The organism is Brevibacillus brevis (assembly GCF_001039275.2).
Taxonomy (GTDB): Bacteria; Bacillota; Bacilli; order Brevibacillales; family Brevibacillaceae; genus Brevibacillus; species Brevibacillus brevis_C.
The window spans coordinates 6017149-6033217 of record NZ_CP030117.1; the positions used below are offsets into that span (position 1 = coordinate 6017149).

General features: G+C 50.3%; 15 protein-coding genes. 3 read left to right on the forward strand and 12 right to left on the reverse strand.

The features are described from left to right. Window positions 1–65: 65 nt before the first annotated feature. Window positions 66–2054, forward strand: a complete 1989-nt coding sequence (locus AB432_RS28555) for a methyl-accepting chemotaxis protein (RefSeq protein ID WP_048035174.1) — start codon at window positions 66–68, stop codon at window positions 2052–2054. Between the two features lie 64 nt (window positions 2055–2118). On the opposite strand, the gene AB432_RS28560 is transcribed toward AB432_RS28555, so the two are convergent. From AB432_RS28560 to AB432_RS28590, 7 genes are read right to left on the reverse strand one after another with little or no spacing between them, the layout of a single operon-like run. Continuing rightward, complete coding sequence (locus AB432_RS28560) at window positions 2119–2838, reverse strand: glycerophosphodiester phosphodiesterase (protein ID WP_048035175.1); 720 nt, start codon at window positions 2836–2838, stop codon at window positions 2119–2121. Window positions 2839–2868: 30 nt separating this feature from the next. Further along, window positions 2869–4197, reverse strand: a complete 1329-nt coding sequence (locus AB432_RS28565; protein ID WP_048035176.1) for an ABC transporter substrate-binding protein — start codon at window positions 4195–4197, stop codon at window positions 2869–2871. A 47-nt stretch (window positions 4198–4244) separates the two neighbouring features. Beyond that, window positions 4245–5072: a carbohydrate ABC transporter permease gene (locus tag AB432_RS28570; RefSeq protein WP_048035177.1), complete on the reverse strand. Its 828-nt coding sequence runs from the start codon at window positions 5070–5072 to the stop codon at window positions 4245–4247. 26 nt (window positions 5073–5098) lie between these two features. Continuing rightward, window positions 5099–6055, reverse strand: a complete 957-nt coding sequence (locus AB432_RS28575; protein ID WP_048035178.1) for a carbohydrate ABC transporter permease — start codon at window positions 6053–6055, stop codon at window positions 5099–5101. Then, entirely contained in the window at window positions 6055–7122 is a 1068-nt protein-coding gene (locus tag AB432_RS28580; protein WP_048035179.1) for an ABC transporter ATP-binding protein, read from the reverse strand. Before AB432_RS28580 ends, AB432_RS28575 begins: the two co-directional genes overlap by 1 nt. Before the next feature lie 6 nt (window positions 7123–7128). Continuing rightward, window positions 7129–7791, reverse strand: coding sequence for an HAD family hydrolase (locus tag AB432_RS28585; RefSeq protein ID WP_048035180.1), 663 nt, complete (start codon window positions 7789–7791; stop codon window positions 7129–7131). Beyond that, window positions 7769–8368 carry a glycerol-3-phosphate responsive antiterminator gene (locus AB432_RS28590; RefSeq protein ID WP_048035181.1) on the reverse strand — a complete coding sequence of 200 codons (600 nt, stop codon included), beginning with the start codon at window positions 8366–8368 and terminating at the stop codon, window positions 7769–7771. The genes AB432_RS28585 and AB432_RS28590 overlap by 23 nt, the downstream gene beginning before the upstream one ends. Before the next feature lie 299 nt (window positions 8369–8667). Between AB432_RS28590 and AB432_RS28595 the strand changes: the two genes are divergently transcribed. Both AB432_RS28595 and AB432_RS28600 read left to right on the forward strand, forming a co-directional pair. Further along, window positions 8668–10392 (forward strand): SulP family inorganic anion transporter, encoded by a 1725-nt coding sequence (locus tag AB432_RS28595; protein WP_048035182.1) that lies wholly within the window; start codon window positions 8668–8670, stop codon window positions 10390–10392. 24 nt (window positions 10393–10416) lie between these two features. Further along, complete coding sequence (locus tag AB432_RS28600; RefSeq protein ID WP_048035183.1) at window positions 10417–10743, forward strand: ArsR/SmtB family transcription factor; 327 nt, start codon at window positions 10417–10419, stop codon at window positions 10741–10743. 326 nt (window positions 10744–11069) lie between these two features. On the opposite strand, the gene AB432_RS28610 is transcribed toward AB432_RS28600, so the two are convergent. Genes AB432_RS28610 through AB432_RS28630 form a run of 5 tightly spaced genes read right to left on the reverse strand, consistent with a single transcriptional unit; the run spans window position 11070 to window position 15978 of the window. Further along, window positions 11070–11792, reverse strand: coding sequence for a nucleoside phosphorylase (locus tag AB432_RS28610; RefSeq protein WP_048035184.1), 723 nt, complete (start codon window positions 11790–11792; stop codon window positions 11070–11072). A gap of 1 nt (window position 11793) precedes the next feature. After that, window positions 11794–12462, reverse strand: a complete 669-nt coding sequence (locus tag AB432_RS28615; protein ID WP_048035185.1) for a sulfite oxidase-like oxidoreductase — start codon at window positions 12460–12462, stop codon at window positions 11794–11796. 40 nt (window positions 12463–12502) lie between these two features. Further along, window positions 12503–13417, reverse strand: coding sequence for an ABC transporter permease (locus tag AB432_RS28620; protein ID WP_048035186.1), 915 nt, complete (start codon window positions 13415–13417; stop codon window positions 12503–12505). Continuing rightward, a complete protein-coding gene (locus AB432_RS28625; protein ID WP_048035187.1) occupies window positions 13404–14474 on the reverse strand; it encodes an ABC transporter permease in 1071 nt (356 codons plus the stop codon). Before AB432_RS28625 ends, AB432_RS28620 begins: the two co-directional genes overlap by 14 nt. Continuing rightward, complete coding sequence (locus AB432_RS28630) at window positions 14449–15978, reverse strand: ABC transporter ATP-binding protein (protein ID WP_048035188.1); 1530 nt, start codon at window positions 15976–15978, stop codon at window positions 14449–14451. Before AB432_RS28630 ends, AB432_RS28625 begins: the two co-directional genes overlap by 26 nt. Window positions 15979–16069: the final 91 nt, after the last annotated feature.

The following is a 16069-nucleotide window of genomic DNA, read 5'->3' on the forward strand; positions in this document are numbered from 1 at the left end:
TGAGTAAATCTCAGCAGTCTACCTGTTTCTATTTCGCAATCACGGATTAGGAGTGGAAAAACCCTATGTTTTTGTTCAACAAGCTCAGGAACAAAATGATTCTTTGGTTTCTCGTCGTGGCCGTCATTCCACTTACTGCCGTTTCGTTGTTTATCACGAGCAGCTTTTCATCCATTCTGATTGATAAACAAAAATCATCCTATGTTGACCTTACTTCTAGTACAGCCATAGCTATGGATCAATATCTGGATCGGCGTATGACAGAAATTCAGATTTTAGCCCGTACCGCGGATATTCAATCCGATGATGCAGCGGCAAAAAATGAATTCATCCGCAAGTTTACCGAGGAAATGAAACTGTATGACGGAAATACGTTTATCGCAAGCGATGGAAAAGTAACGGCTGATACGTTCCCCAAAAGCGTTGGAATCAATCTTGCCGAGCGCCAATTCTTCAAAGACGGTATGCAGGACAAGTCCAGCTTCTCCGATGTTCTTGTTGCGAAAACAACCGGCAATCGCTCTATCATCGTCGCTTCCCCTGTAAAAGCGAAAAACAATGAGAAGCTTGGTGTTTTGACCGGGCTCGTCAATGTAGATGACTTCACAGCTACATTTCTCAAAGATTTGAAAGTAGGCAACGATGGTTATCCGATTCTCGTTGATAACAAGGACCAGATTCAGTACCATCCTACCGAGGATCTGATCGGAAAACCGCTTGAGGAATCCGCTCTGCCGCAACCATTACAGGAAATCCTTACATCAGGAAAAACAGAAAAGGGCTCATACAGCTACTCGGACAACGGCAAGGAATACGTTGTCACCTATTCCCCCATTCCCAAGACCAACTTTGGTTTGTATCTGCATATCCCTGTCGAATCCATAACGTCTGCGGTTTCATCCGTTACCACCATGGTTACGATCATTGTCATCGCTGTTGTTGCTGTTGTGATCGCAATCGCATACGCTGTTTCCCTGCAAATCTCACGCCCTATTGCGGCAGTTGCCTCTGTGGCTAATCGCATTTCCGAGGGTGAACTGACTGTACAACCCTTGCAAATTCGAACCAGGGATGAGGTTGGACAGCTATCCCAATCCGTAAACACAATGGTGCTCAACCTGCGAACGATTATTCAACAAGTAAATGATACAGCTTCAGATCTTGCTTCTTCAGCAGAGGAATTGTCGGTCAACGCCGACCATACGAGCAAGGCTACCGAGCAAATTGCAATCACGATTCAGGAAGTAGCGTACGGTGCGGAAAAGCAAGTGAAGAGTGTAGAGGATAGTGTCACCGCAATTCAAGGCGTATCGACAGGGGCTCAGCAGGTTGCCACGAATGCACAGCAAGCTGCCGAATCAGCTTTGGACGCTTCCCAAATTGCAGTGGAAGGCAATCAGGCCCTTCAGGTCGTTATCAGCCAGATGCAGTCGATCGAGAGCACTGTCGGTAACATTGCCGATATCGTTAAACGATTAGGGAACAGCTCGCAGGAAATCGGGCAAATCGTCCAAGTCATCACCGCCATAGCTGAACAAACAAATCTGTTAGCGCTTAACGCAGCTATTGAAGCGGCGAGAGCTGGTGAACAGGGGCGCGGATTCGCCGTGGTGGCAGACGAAGTGCGCAAATTGGCTGAGCAGTCCGCACAATCAGCGCAACAGATCAAACTGTTGATTACGACGATTCAGCTCGAATCCAACCAGGCTGTCCTTTCGATGGAGCAGGGCACCCAAGAGGTCGCCACTGGACTTACGGTCGTTAACCATGCAGGCAAGTCCTTCGAACAGATCCAAGATGCTGTCACGCAGGTGGCAAGCCAAATTCAAGAAGTAAAGGCTTATTCTGAGCAAATGTCTTTGGGCACCAAGCAGGTGGTAGAATTGGTCAGTGTCATTGAAGAAGTAGCGGAGAATTCTGCTGACGGAACACAAAGCGTGTCGGCCGCCACAGAAGAACAACTGGCAGCTATGGAAGAAGTCAGTTCATCAGCTTCTTCCCTGGCAAAAATAGCCGAAGAACTGCAATCTCATGTAAGTAAATTCAAGATATAGTCCAATTAACGAAAAGAAAGAAAGCCGCCTGGCATACTGCTCGGCGGCTCTTTCCTACTTGCGCTTACACAAACTCCCACATCCGGTCAGGATGGTTCGTGCAAATTTGAATCTCGGGATGCCACGAAATGACTTCACGGATATGCTTCGGATCATCCAGCGTCCACGCGATGACTTTGAAGCCTTTTTCAATCGCGGCTACTGTTAGCTCACGATTCAGAAACGGATATCCCATGGAGAGGATCGTAGCACCTGCTGCCTCCATCTGTTCCAGCATGAGTACAGGGCGGCCATAAACAATTAGGCCTGTCTCCACTTCTTGATCGAGTGTGCGGACGTGACGGATCAAATCGTGGTCAAATGAAGTCAGGTGCACCTCTTGCTTCATTCCATGCCTTTCTACAAGCGAGAGCACCTTTTCAGCGATACCCGGGTACATGTCACTCGTTGCTTTCAACTCGATATTTAGCGTGCAGCGACCTTTTACTGCGATCAGCACTTCCTCTAGTGTAGGGATTTTTTCGCCCGCAAACTTGTCACCAAACCAGCTACCTGCATCCAGCTCACGCAGCTCGGCCAAGGTATGATCCATGACCAGACCGCGGCCATTCGTCGTGCGTTCCAGCGTAAAGTCATGAATCAGCACCGGAACACCGTCACGCGTCAGTTGAACATCAATTTCCATTGCTTTGATAGCTGGCTCTGCCAAAGCCAGTCGAATCGCTGTCATTGTATTCTCCGGGGCTTTACCTGACCACCCGCGATGTGCCATACAAATGTTCATTTCGCCAGCTCCTCTATCATTTCGTTTCTGTTATTTCTTCAAAAGCTTGCTGCCTTTTTCCGTTGCCGTCTGCATCGCTTCATCAACAGTCGCTTGGCCAAGCATCGCACGCTGCAATTCTTTTTGGATCACATCCTGCAATTCTTTGTAGCCTGGAGCCATTGGACGTGGATAGCCGTATTGCAGTTGATCTACCGCGACCTTGAAGTTTGGCTCTTTTTCGTAGAATGCCTTCATTTCAGCCGAATCAATGGCTTCTGTCGTGACAGGCATATAACCGGAAGCGATTGACCACGGAACCGTTTGCTCGGTATCGGTCATCCACTTCATGAACTCCCACGCTGCTTTTTTCTCTGCATCGGTCGACTTTGCCAGCATCACGAGATTCGCGCCGCCCGTTGGCGTACCAAACGTTTTATTGGCTGGCAAGAAAGCTGCACCCATGTCAAATTTGGCATTTTTCTTCAATTCCGTCAAGGAACCTGTCGAGGTGAAAATCATGCCCACTTTTTGATTCAGGAAGTCTTGCTCCGCTACATCCCACGCATTGTAGTTCTCTCCTGGAGGGTTTTTCATAATGCCTTCCTTCACCATTTTGGACCAGAGCTCAAGCGGTGCTTTTCCTGCTTCGTTGTTGATTGTCAGCTCCTTGCCGTTCTCACTCAGGATGTTACCTCCGCCTTGGAAAACAAGCGCTTCGTAGAACCAGATATCAACAGGCGTCGAGAAGCCGTACCGGGTAATTTTGTCTCCTTCTTTTTTGCTCAGCTTTTGCGAGAAGCTGACGAGCTCATCCCATGTTTTCGGACCGTTTGAATCAAGTCCTGCTTCTTTTAACATATCGCGGTTGATGTACAACAGTGGGGTGGAGCGGTTAAATGGCACTGCGTACAGCTTGTCATTCCAATAAGAGTTTTTCATGAGACCTGGAATGTACTTCTTTTCATCCCCTTGCGAGTATGGCGTCAAATCTTCCAAAACCTTTGCATCCGCAAATGCTGCGATCGAAGCGATCTCGACCATCGTGACATCTGGATTGTTGCCCGCTGCTACAGATGCCAGTACCTTGGAGTGGTTCTCTTGATACGCACCTTGGTAGGCTGGTTTGACGATAATATCTTTATGTGTTTCATTGAATTTTTTGACCATATCCTCGATGGTTTTCCCACGAACGCCACCCAACGCATACCAGAAATCAATTTGGACAGGGCCGCTGGATTCTGTAGACGCTGCTGGCTGAGAAGTGCTGCCTATACTCGTAGACTGTTCTTTACCAGATGATCCGCATCCAGCCAACACACCTGACAAACCGATAGTCAATGCACATAGAATCGTTCCAGTCTTTTTCAATGAAAACATGGTTTGATTTCCTCCCTATTGTGATCCAATAATTTGACTTCCTTTTATTATTTGGATTGATAGATGAACGCTTTGATAATATGCCGTTGTGCCACGAAGAAAATCACGAGAATCGGTAGAATAAGAATCATGTTGCCCGCCATCATGACGTTCCACAAGGTTCCGCCGTCGGACATGTGCAAGCTGGATATTCCGATCGGCAAGGTGCGTACCTCGTCGCTGTTGGTCATAATCAGCGGCCAGAAATAGTCGTTCCAGTGGTAAATAAAGCTGAATAGTCCGAAAGTGACCAGCACTGGCTTCGCCATCGGGACCATGATTGTCCACATGATCTTCCATTCGGACGCGTTATCCAGACGTGCTGCCTCGATCACTTCATCGGGCACCTGCATGAATGCTTGCCTGAGCAGGAAGATTCCGAAAGCACTGGCTGCGTACGGCAGGATGAGCGACCATAGCGTGTTGACGAGCCCCCAGCCACTCAATTGCACGTAAATCGGCAAAAAGATGACTTGTCCGGGAATCATCAAGACAATCAAGACAAGACCAAACAACAGATTGCGACCGGGAAACTTGTAGCGTGCGAAAGCGTAAGCCGCAGGCACCGCCGTCAAAAATTGCAGGACCAAAATCCCTACCGCCACCAGAATGCTGTTCCACGTATACATAAGGAACGGACCTGATTCCCACGCTTGGGCGAAGTTGCTCCACTCCCACGTCTCAGGCAAAAGCGTCGGGGGAAATTGCCGAACCTCTGGCATCGTTTTGAAAGCCGTCGATGCCATCCACAGAAACGGGAACACAAACAGGAAAGCCACGATCAAAAGTCCAATCCATTCCACGGTCTTGCGTGAAGCCAAAACCACTCGATACATGCTGCTCCTCCTTTCTCACGAGTTCATCAGCGATAATGCACGCGCTTGGACATCACCAGGAAATGCAAAGCTGTTAAAATCCCTACCAGTATCAGCAAAATGACAGAGGCAGCCGAAGCAATCCCGCCATTGTAGAAGTCCATGCCCTGCTCGTAAATGTAGTAGACAAGCATGTTTGTACTATTGATTGGACCACCCTGCGTCATAATGGCAATCGTGTCAAACGCTTGAAAGGATGAGATCGTATTGATAATGAGCAAAAAGAAAATCGTCGGTGACAGCATCGGTATCGTAATCCGTCTCAGCGTTCGCCACCACGGCGATTGATCGAGCGCTGCTGCCTCGTATATATCGCCCGGAATGCTTTGCAGTCCTGCGATGAATATGAGCGTGTTATAGCCGACACCTTTCCAAATGCTGACGATAATCAGTGATAATAAGGAGCTTTTTGGGTCAGTCAGCCACGTATACGCAGGCAATCCGACCGCTTCCAGTCCTGCGTTCAACAAGCCAAACTGCGGGTCCATCAGCCACATCCACAGCATCGAGACAGATACCAGCGAAATGATGTGAGGACTGAAAACAGTTGCCTGAATAATGCCGTACACCTTTGCCTTTTTGTTCAGCCAGAGGGCGAGCAGAAAGGATAGTGTCAAGCCGATCCCCACTGTCGCAATCGTAAAGACCGCGGTATTTCCCAATACTTGATGAAAATCTCCGTCTACCATCAAGTCCTGATAGTTTTGCAAGCCTACCCATTCCATTTGCTCCAAATTGATCAATGACCAGTCCTGAAAGCTCAAATAAATGATCGAGCCAATCGGGTAAAAGAAGAACAGGACAAAGCAAATCAATGCGGGTGCCAGATACAAGTACGGACGCAGTCGGGATGCGAGGTCAGACCATACAAATGTCTGTGAACGCACTGCTGTTTTCGACTGGCTTACACCCGGCAACTCCTGTACAGTTGCCGCTTTTCGCATCAGCTATCCCCTCCTGCACGTGTCGATACAGGCTCTCGTCCACTCATGCGCCCCACTCGTTTCCCGCTCCCTTTTTCGAACACATAGATGTACTCCCACGGTACAGTGACCGTGACCGAGGAGCCGACCTGCATCGCTACCTCCGAGTCGGCTTTGACGATGACCCTGCCTTTTTCCGTCTCTACATGAAGGAGCGTGTCTGAGCCGAGGATTTCTCTGGATACGACCTGACCTCGTGCGTTCCACATCTCTTCGCTCGTAATGGCAGAGACACCAACAGGCAACAACACTGCTTTTTCCGGGCGGAATCCCCATACGTGCTCACTCTTGCCCTCCGCAGAAACAATATTCATCGGCGGAGAACCGATAAATTGGGCAACAAACAGATTTTCCGGCTCCTGATACAAATCCATCGGGGTCGCTACTTGCATAATGTGTCCGTCATTCATGACGACGATCTGATCGCCCATGGTCATCGCCTCTACCTGATCATGTGTCACGTAGATGAAGGTGCTGCCGAGCTGCTTGTGCAGGCTCGTCAATTCCACACGCATCTGATTTCGCAGCTTCGCATCGAGATTGGAGAGCGGTTCGTCCATCAGGAAGACCTTTGGCTTTTTCACCATGGCCCGCGCGAGTGCAACACGCTGCCTTTGACCACCGGAGAGCTGAGAAGGCTTGCGCTTGAGATAATCGGATAGCCCGACGATTTCCGCGATCTCCTCTACCAGCACCTGACATTCCTTTTTCGATGTTCCACGGTTTCTCAAGCCATAGGCGATGTTGTCGTACACGTTCATGGTTGGGTAGAGGGCGTAATTTTGAAAAACCATCGCAATATCACGCTTGCCAGGTGGCAATTGGTTCACCGTTTGATCACCGATTATGATTTTGCCGTCCGTCACTGTTTCCAAGCCAGCGATCATCCTGAGTGTGGTTGATTTCCCACAGCCGGACGGACCTACCAGAACCGTAAAGGAGCCGTCTGGAATGACCAAATCCAATCCTTTGACCACGCTTTGATTCTGAAAGGCTTTCGTTACCTTCTCCAACACCACACGTGCCATCTGATTTTATTTCCCTCCTTGTGCCTTTGCGGCAAGCATTTCCGTAACAAATGTCTCGAAATCGGCGTAGCGGTAATCCGGAGAAGCGTAGAGCCATTTCTCTTGTCCGTACCACTCCAGCACGACAGATTGCACGCCTGCTCCTACCGCAGCCAATACATCATAGCGACTGTCACCGATCATCATGGCTTGCTCGGGACTTTTACCCAGCGCTCCCAAAGCTTTTTGTACAGGCTCAGCCGACGGCTTGCCTCGTGATACATCATCGACGGTGACGATTGCCTCAAACAGATGCTCAATCCCCGCCATCTCCAGACCAGCCAATGTAAACTCCCGTTGCTTGTTCGTGACGATTGCCATCGTGAAACCCGCCGCCTTCAGCTTTTCCAACCCTTCGCGAACAAATGGAAACAGTTTGACGTGTTCTTCATGATGCTCCCGCACATAGGCGAAGTATCTCTGTAGCACTTCCTTTTTGTCAGGGACGCCTGCTGCTGTAGCAACTGCCGCCAAAAAATCATCAAACGATTCGCCAAAACGCGCGAGCAGCTCTTCCCTGCTAAAATGTCCCGGTGCATACTGCTCAGCAGTAAAAGCAACAGCATCCACGACCGCATCCCGACTGTCCAGCAAGGTCCCATCCAAATCAAATAACAACGCTTGAATCAAGGTTCTTACACTCCTTCCACAGCAGGGGGCTACCGACTGAAACAGCTGTCGCTCCATGCTTTAATACTTCCTCCATCTGTTCCCGCTTGCGAATCAGCCCGCCAGAAATAATCGGGGTATCGATCACACTTCGAAATTCTTCGATAAACTCCGGCAGCAAACCAGGCATCAGCTCAACAGCGTCAGGCTGTGTATCTTGGAGGGAAGTCAGGCCTGATTTAATCGAGTCGCTATCGACCAAAAACAAACGCTGAATCGTCAGCAGGCCTTGCTTTTTCGCCAGCTTGACCAGTGTATTGCGCGTAGTGACGATCCCGTCTGGCTTGACGTAATGCGCCAGAAATGCGATGCCTTCCCGGTCATGACTGATTCCGCCAATCCGCTCCAAATGAAGAAATACAGGGATATTTTTCGACTTAAAATAATCCACGTAGCCTTTGATCACACCAATGTTGCCAATCGAGAGTACCGCCGCACTCAAATTTGCCTCTGCCGCTTTTTCCAGGTACTTCGCTTCTTTTACGGAAGCGATTAGCTTGTACTGTGCCAGTCTTGCATGAAATTGTTCCTGGTTCACTCGCTTTAGCCTCCTTATGTCCAATACAAAAAACCCTGCGACATGACAATGCCAAAGAACTCTCGATGAAAGTGCTTGGAAAGGCTGTCGGGGGTTTCTCCATGGCTCCAACCGAAGGGATGTGTTCACTTGTTACTTTGAATGGTACTGTACGAGCGTTAAGGAATCTTGAAGCGAATGTTAATAAACGGAAAAGTTCCTGTAAGGATGGAATTGACGGAATGGAAGAGCGGATGTATGATCCATCTATATTCAAATAATCAAATATTCGAAAATACTAAAAGAGAAGGGTTGCAATCATGAAGTGGGCACCAAGATTCGAAGGCTACGATCTCGTTTCCTTTCGAAAAGACTGTGTATCAGGGTTAATCGTCGGCATTATCGCAATACCATTGGGGATGGCATTTGCTATCGCCTCCGGAGTAAAGCCTGAATACGGGATTTACACGACCATTATCGCCGGAATATTGATTTCTCTCTTTGGCGGTTCCCGCTTTCAAATCGGAGGACCTACTGGCGCTTTTATCCCGATTTTATTTGCAATCGTCATGCAATACGGTTATGCAGACTTGCTCCTTGCCGGATTCATGGCAGGGATTCTCCTTGTTCTCATGGGGGTTCTACGGCTGGGAGGGCTGATCAAATTCATTCCGCGCCCCGTCATCATCGGATTCACCTCGGGGATTGCCGTTATCATCTTCTCCGGTCAAATTGCCAACTTTCTCGGCCTGGAGCAGTTGCAAAGACATGAGGATTTTTTGTCCAACATGTGGGAAATTCTCCTTCATCTGAACACGATTCATGTATACAGCGTAGCCATCGCTCTCTTGAGTCTCGCCCTTATTTTGGTGACTCCTCGATTCCTCCGAAGCATACCGGCCTCTCTCGTTGGACTCGTAGTCTCTAGTATCGTTTCCGTCCTCTTTTTGGAAGGAAAGGTAGCGACGATTGGCTCCACCTTTGGAGAGATACCGAGTACATTACCCGGCTTTCATTTTCCTGAAATCACATGGGAACGAGTCCAAAAGTTACTGAGTCCAGCCCTGATCATTGCTATACTAGGAGCGATAGAGTCTTTATTGTCCGCTGTCGTCGCCGATGGGATGACACGCAGTCGCCACAACAGCAACCGGGAATTAATCGGCCAAGGAATTGCCAACATCGTGACCCCGTTATTTGGGGGAATTCCGGCTACTGGCGCGATTGCGAGAACAGCCACCAACATTCGAACCGGGGCAACCTCCCCCATGTCTGGCATCATTCATGGTCTGGTTGTTTTGCTCATCCTCGTGCTGTTCGCCCCTTACGCCTCGCATATTCCGTTGGCGAGTATGGCGCCGATCTTGATGCTGGTTGCCTGGAATATGAGTGAGCGCAAGGAATTTGCCCACATGCTAAAAGCGAAGACGAGCGATTCTCTTGTCCTGGTGCTCACCTTCCTTTTGACCGTTTTCACCAATTTAACCGTCGCCATTGAAGTGGGATTGGTGCTGTCTATCCTGTTATTTGTCAAACGAACGCGCGATAGCTTGCGGGTAGCTCAGGTGCTGCCTGACCCCTCGTCCAAGCACGACAAGGTTATGCCGCATATGGTTACCGAGGATCACGATTGCCCGCAAATCAGCATCTACACGATTGAGGGGCCGCTGTTTTTCGGGGATGCCGACTTGTTTGAAAGCTCCCTCACGCAAACCCTTCAGCGACAACCAAAGGTATTGCTGCTGCGGATGGGAAAAGTCCCCCTGATGGACATGACCGGGGAAGCGAATTTGTCCCGGATTGTGAAACAAGGTATGGACCAGGGGACAACAGTCCTTATTTCTGGAATCCAATCTGGCCCCAAGAAAATCTTGCAGCGTACGGGGTTATATGGCCTCGTAGGCGAAGCACACTTTTTTACTCATACTGGAGACGCGATAGCGTATGCCCTCAGTCTTCTGGATACTGGGAAGTGCCTCGGATGCAAGCATTTTGCCTTCCGTGAATGCACGCACCTGTCCGCTCCTACTGAAACTTCCACATGATGTTACGATCGGAGGAACCTGTCATTGAATTTGGAACTACAGCAATTTAAAGCGAATTTTTTCAAGGCGTTGGGACATCCCCTGCGGATTCGGATTCTGGAGCTGCTGGCGGAAGGAGATAAGAATGTAAACGAGCTTCAGACACTCATCGGGAGTGAAGGCTCGGCTGTTTCCCAACAGCTTGCTATTTTGCGGAACAACAATATCGTGTACGGAACGAAGGACGGAAACAAAGTCACCTACTCGCTGCGTGATCCGATGATCATCGAGCTATTGAGTGTGGCCAGACAAATTTTTAACAATCATTTGATTGATACGATCTCGATGCTGGATCGTTTTAATGAGGGATAATCGTTTTTGTTTGAGTCAACATAGGGGAGGAGAAGAAAAAGCACAGTTCTCTTCGACTCTGACACGCCCGCAAGGGGGATTTACTGGCCGTCTACACTGCAAAAAGGGGACCGTCGAGCCAAAGCCACCCTACGGGCGGAAGTTTCTCGAGGAAGAAGTGTTCGACAAGCGGGTCCCCTTTTTGAAGTTCCGACTGGGTAGGCGTTGTCAAGGTCTACGAGCTCTGTGCTTTTTCTTCTCACCAGCTTTTATTGGTTCATCGATGCCTTTTAAAACTACAAAAAAAGCCCAGAACCTTTAAAACGTCCTGGGCGTACCTATTTTTACTAGGAAACGGCAATGACTGCATCCAGTGCAATCAACGCTTCTGCCTCAATGGCTTTTGCCATCACATCGGTGTGCGGGTTATACGATTCGATTAAGTTTGCATCTGCATACCCGTCGATCGCCAATATCGAGCCTGCCTTCAATCCGCGAAGCGCCGCAATCACGAACAGGGCGGTGTTTTCCATCTCGACTGCCAAAACGCCTGCTTTTTGGTATAGCTTGTGCGGGAATTCCAACACTCCACTGTAAAAGACATCGAGCGTCAGCGTGATTCCTTCGAATACCTTCAAGTCTGATGCGTTTGCTCCCGCTGCTTGTACGAGCGCATCCACGACATGGCGATTGGCAACAGCCGGGAACCCCGCCGGAACCAACTGACTGGTCAAGCCGTCTTGGCGAACCGCTGCGGAGCTGATGACGAGGCTGCCTGTCTCGATTTCTTTTTGGTATGACCCGGCAGTTCCTACGCGAATAATGACCTGAACGCCGCCCTTCGCCAGCTCCTCGAAGCATACGGCTGCTCCTGGTGCACCTACACCATGACTTACCACTGCTACCTCGACACCTTTCCACATACCCGCATAGCTGTGATACTCGCGGTTTTCCCCGATTTGACGCTGATCGTCGAGTTTCGAAGCAATCAAGGCTGCACGTTTTGGATCACCGCATACGATGACGCGCTTTGGCAGTTGTTCTGGATCTACCTTTAGATTCGTCAACATCTCAATCGAACTCCTTTTTCTCCCACTCATCCTCTGGTATCGGTAACGCTTCACCGGAGAACCGCTCTTCGCGGAACGGGTCTGCGATTAGGTGAAAGCCATTTTGCTCCCAGAAGCCGGGCTTGTTTTCCGTCATAAATTCAATTCCCCTGATCCACTTCACGCTTTTCCAGAAATATAGATGAGGAACAACCAGGCGAAGCGGCCAGCCGTGCTTATCCGTCAGTCGCTCTCCATCAAAGGAGTGCGCCAGCAGTACATCATCACGCTCCAGATCAGCGAGCGGCACATTGGCGGTATAGTCGTGATCACCGTGCAGCATGACAAAGTTCGCTCGCGGGGTCACACCAATCGCCTGTAGAAAATCACGAAAACGCACGCCTGTAAATGCATTGTCAAAACGGGACCAGCGCGTCACGCAGTGAATGTCGCTCGTCACTGTCACTTGCGGCATCGTCATGATCTCTTCGTAGGTGAGCGTTACTTCCCGGTCTACCTCTCCGAAAACGCGCAGCGTCCATTCGTTCATGTCATACACGGGCACGTCTCCCTCATGCAAAATGGGAAAACGCTCTGTCAGGATTTGTCCTGGCGGAAGTCGTCTGGCGAGTCCCGGTCCCACTGGGGCGGGTACTTTCATTCTTTTGATCCGATCTGCCTTGTTGTTCATCTCGCATCTCCCCTGTCTTCGCTGTCTATATGGCCTGTGTTTAACGGGTGCTCTGCTGATTGTCGCTGCCGATCTGACTCTTGTTCTTCAAGAAGAACATCGCCACAATCGTCAGCACGTATGGCAGCATAGCCGTAAATTGCGTCGGAAGTGAAAAGCCCTGCAAACGAATACTAAGGGCATCCATCAACCCGAACAAAAAGCTGGAAGCCAAAATACCGAGTGGATGCGACTGCCCCATCATCATCGCTACCAATGCGATGAAGCCCCGACCAGCCGTCATACCTTCTGTAAACATCGTGACTTGCCCCAGTGAAAGCTGTGCCCCTGCAATCCCGCACAAAGCGCCACTCATCACAATCGCCAGCACCTGAAGTCCCGTCACTTTCAGACCGAGACTGCGCGCCGCAACAGGATTCAGACCAACTGCGAGGACGCGGAAGCCCGTAACCGTCCGATAAAAGAACACATACAACAGAATGGCAGCCAAAAACGCAAAATACACGAGCGGCGAATGACCAGAGACAATGCCTCCGATGACCGGAATATCGTGAATGAAAGGAATCTCTACGGTTGGCAAGCCAGCCATATCCTTATCGTAAAAGGCCCCTTTGACACCGAAAATCGCCCGTAGTGCAAATGTCGTCAATCCCAACGCGAGAAAGTTAATTGCCACACCGACGACGATTTCATTCGCCCTTAGCTTGATCGTCATGTACGCGAATAAGAGCGAAAAGACAACGCTGACCAGCGCTGCAATCAAAACAGCCAGAAAGAGATTCCCGGTAAAATGATTGCCGACAATCGCGGAAAAGGCACCGACCAGTACCAATCCCTCCAGGCCAACATTAAAAATTCCGACACGTGCGCAGAGCGCTCCACCCAAAGCTGCCAACAAGATTGGCGTGACCATCCGAATGGTAGAACTGAGGAGGGACCAATCAAAGAGCTCCATGCGATTCCCCTCCTTTTGCCTTCCGCTTTTTCCACCAGTCGTAGCTGAACTTGGCAGAGATGAACAAAATCAATACCGCTTGTATCACACTTGCCAGCTCCAGCGGCACATCCGTATTGCGCTCTACCCCCATGGCTCCTGTCTGAAAAGCAGCAAGCAGAATCGAAGTCACAATGATGCCAAGTGGGTGCGAGTTCGCAAGCAGAGCGGCCATCAGACCCGTCCAGGCGAAGCCCGGTACAGTCAGCGCCCCGTCCACAAAACGATAGTGCGCCCCCATTACCTCTACGGTTCCCGCCAAGCCAGCCAGTCCACCACTGGCAAACATCCCGGTCAGCATCACCCGAATGCGATTAATTCCTCCGTATTGAGCAAACAACGAGTTTTGACCCAGCATCTTTACTTCATAACCAAAAGGCGTAAAACGAAGTACCCAGAACAACAGCAGCGCTGCAACGATCGCAAACAAAAATCCTGCATGCACGCTCATCCCGGCAAACAGCTTCGGAAGCCACGCACTTTTCTCCAGCATGACGGTCTGTGCAAGTGCCGCAGAACCCGTGCGATCCCGGAATGGCTCTGTCACGAGATAGCTCGCAAACAATACCGCGATATAGTTGAAGAGCAACGTAGAGATGAGCAACGGAATGCGAAAGCGGGCTTCCATAAAGCCCGGCAGCAACGCCCAGAACCCGCCGACCGCCATTCCTGCGAACATACCCGCCACAATTTTGATCATTCCCGGCGCTGGCAAGTAGATCGAGACTAACGCAGCACTGACGGCACCCAGCACCATTTGCCCTTCCGCCCCCAGGTTGAATACCCCTGCCCGAAATGCGAGGGAAAGACCCAAGGCAATCAGCATGATAGGCGTGGCTCTCGCTAATGTAGATGTAAAGAAATAAAAACTGCCAAAGGCCCCTTTCCACATTTCCTGGTAGGTGCCCAAGATCGATTCGCCAACTGCAGCAATAACCAGTGCCCCGGTCAACAAACCGATGACGACAGCCAATAACGGCTGAACCAATGACTTAGATAGCTCTTTGATTGCTGCCATGAATGCTTCCTCCCGCCATGATCACGCTGATTTTTTCTTCGGTTGCCTCCAGGCGTGAAAGCTCTCCAGCGATTCGCCCTTTATACATGACCAAAATCCTGTCAGACAAGGCGAGAATTTCGGACAACTCGGAGGAGACTAGCAAGATCCCGTCTCCCTGATTGCGCTTTTCGATCAGCGCCTGATGGATGTACTCCATGGCACCGATATCCACCCCGCGCGTAGGCTCAGCCGCAATCAAAAACGGGGTTTCGTGTCCCAGTTCCCTTGCTACGATCAGCTTTTGCAAGTTTCCACCTGACAAATTCCCAGCCAGCTCCTGCAATTGTCGGGAGCCTGTCTTGATGGCGAACTGCTCTACCCAGCCTTTTACAACTTGGCGGAATTTCTCCCGCAAAACGACGCCACGGCGGTTGTAAGCAGACTTTCGCTGATAGCCCATCAACGCATTTTCCTCGACGCTTGAGAGTTTGGCCGTTCCCCACAGGTAGCGATCCTCCGGAATATGCGCCAAGCCCGCATCCCGAATAGTGGCAACTGATTTGTTCGTCACGTCCTTGCCGCCTAATCGCACCGTGCCCTCCTGTGCCGCTCGCAAGCCGCTGATCGCTTGCAGCAGCTCCGATTGACCATTCCCGGAAACACCTGCGATTCCTACGATTTCCCCGTGGTGCACGGTAAAGCTGACTTGATCGAGCAGAGTCTGCTTTTCTCGAACCGAGAGATTCTCTACCTGCAACAAGGGGCCTTTATCCAGAGGAAGTCGCTCAGCTAACTCCTGCAATTCACGTCCGACCATTAGTCTGGCTAAATCGTCCGCATTGGTTTCTGTACGGGAAACCGTTCCCGTCACTTTGCCTCCGCGCAGTACTGTAATACGATCAGCTACCTCCATGACTTCCTGCAACTTATGTGTAATCAAAATGACGCTCTTGCCGCTCTTTGCCAGATTTCGAATCGTTTGCAGCAGGTCGCGCACCTCCAGCGGGGTAAGGACAGCGGTCGGCTCGTCCAGCACGATAATATCCGCTCCCTGATACAGGACCTTCAAAATTTCGACCCGTTGCTGTTCCCCAATCGAGCAATTCGCTACCTTGGCCTGCGGATGAATCGGAATGCGATACTGCTCACTCAGCGCCCGCACCTTGTCCTCCGCGTCCTTTCTTTTGAAAAAACCCGCTTGCTTCGGCTCGTATCCGATCACGATATTTTCAGTCACACTGAATTCTCCGAAGAGCATAAAGTGCTGGTGAACCATCCCGATCCCTTTTCGAATCGCATCCTCTGGTCCGCGAAAAACGACTGGCTTACCGTTTAACACGATCTCTCCCGACGTCGGCTGCTCCATCCCGTACAGCATCCGCATCAGTGTCGTTTTGCCCGCTCCATTTTCCCCGACAATCGCGTGGACTTCTCCTGCTGCCAGTGAGAACGACACCTTGTCGTTGGCGGTAAAATCTCCGTACTTCTTGGTCATGCCCCTCATTTCCAAGCGATCGGTCATTCCCACTCCCTCATTTCTGTACGTCCTTTTATGAAAATGGAAGACCGACTACACAGCCGTAGTCGGTCACATCCATCACTGTGCACAAGCT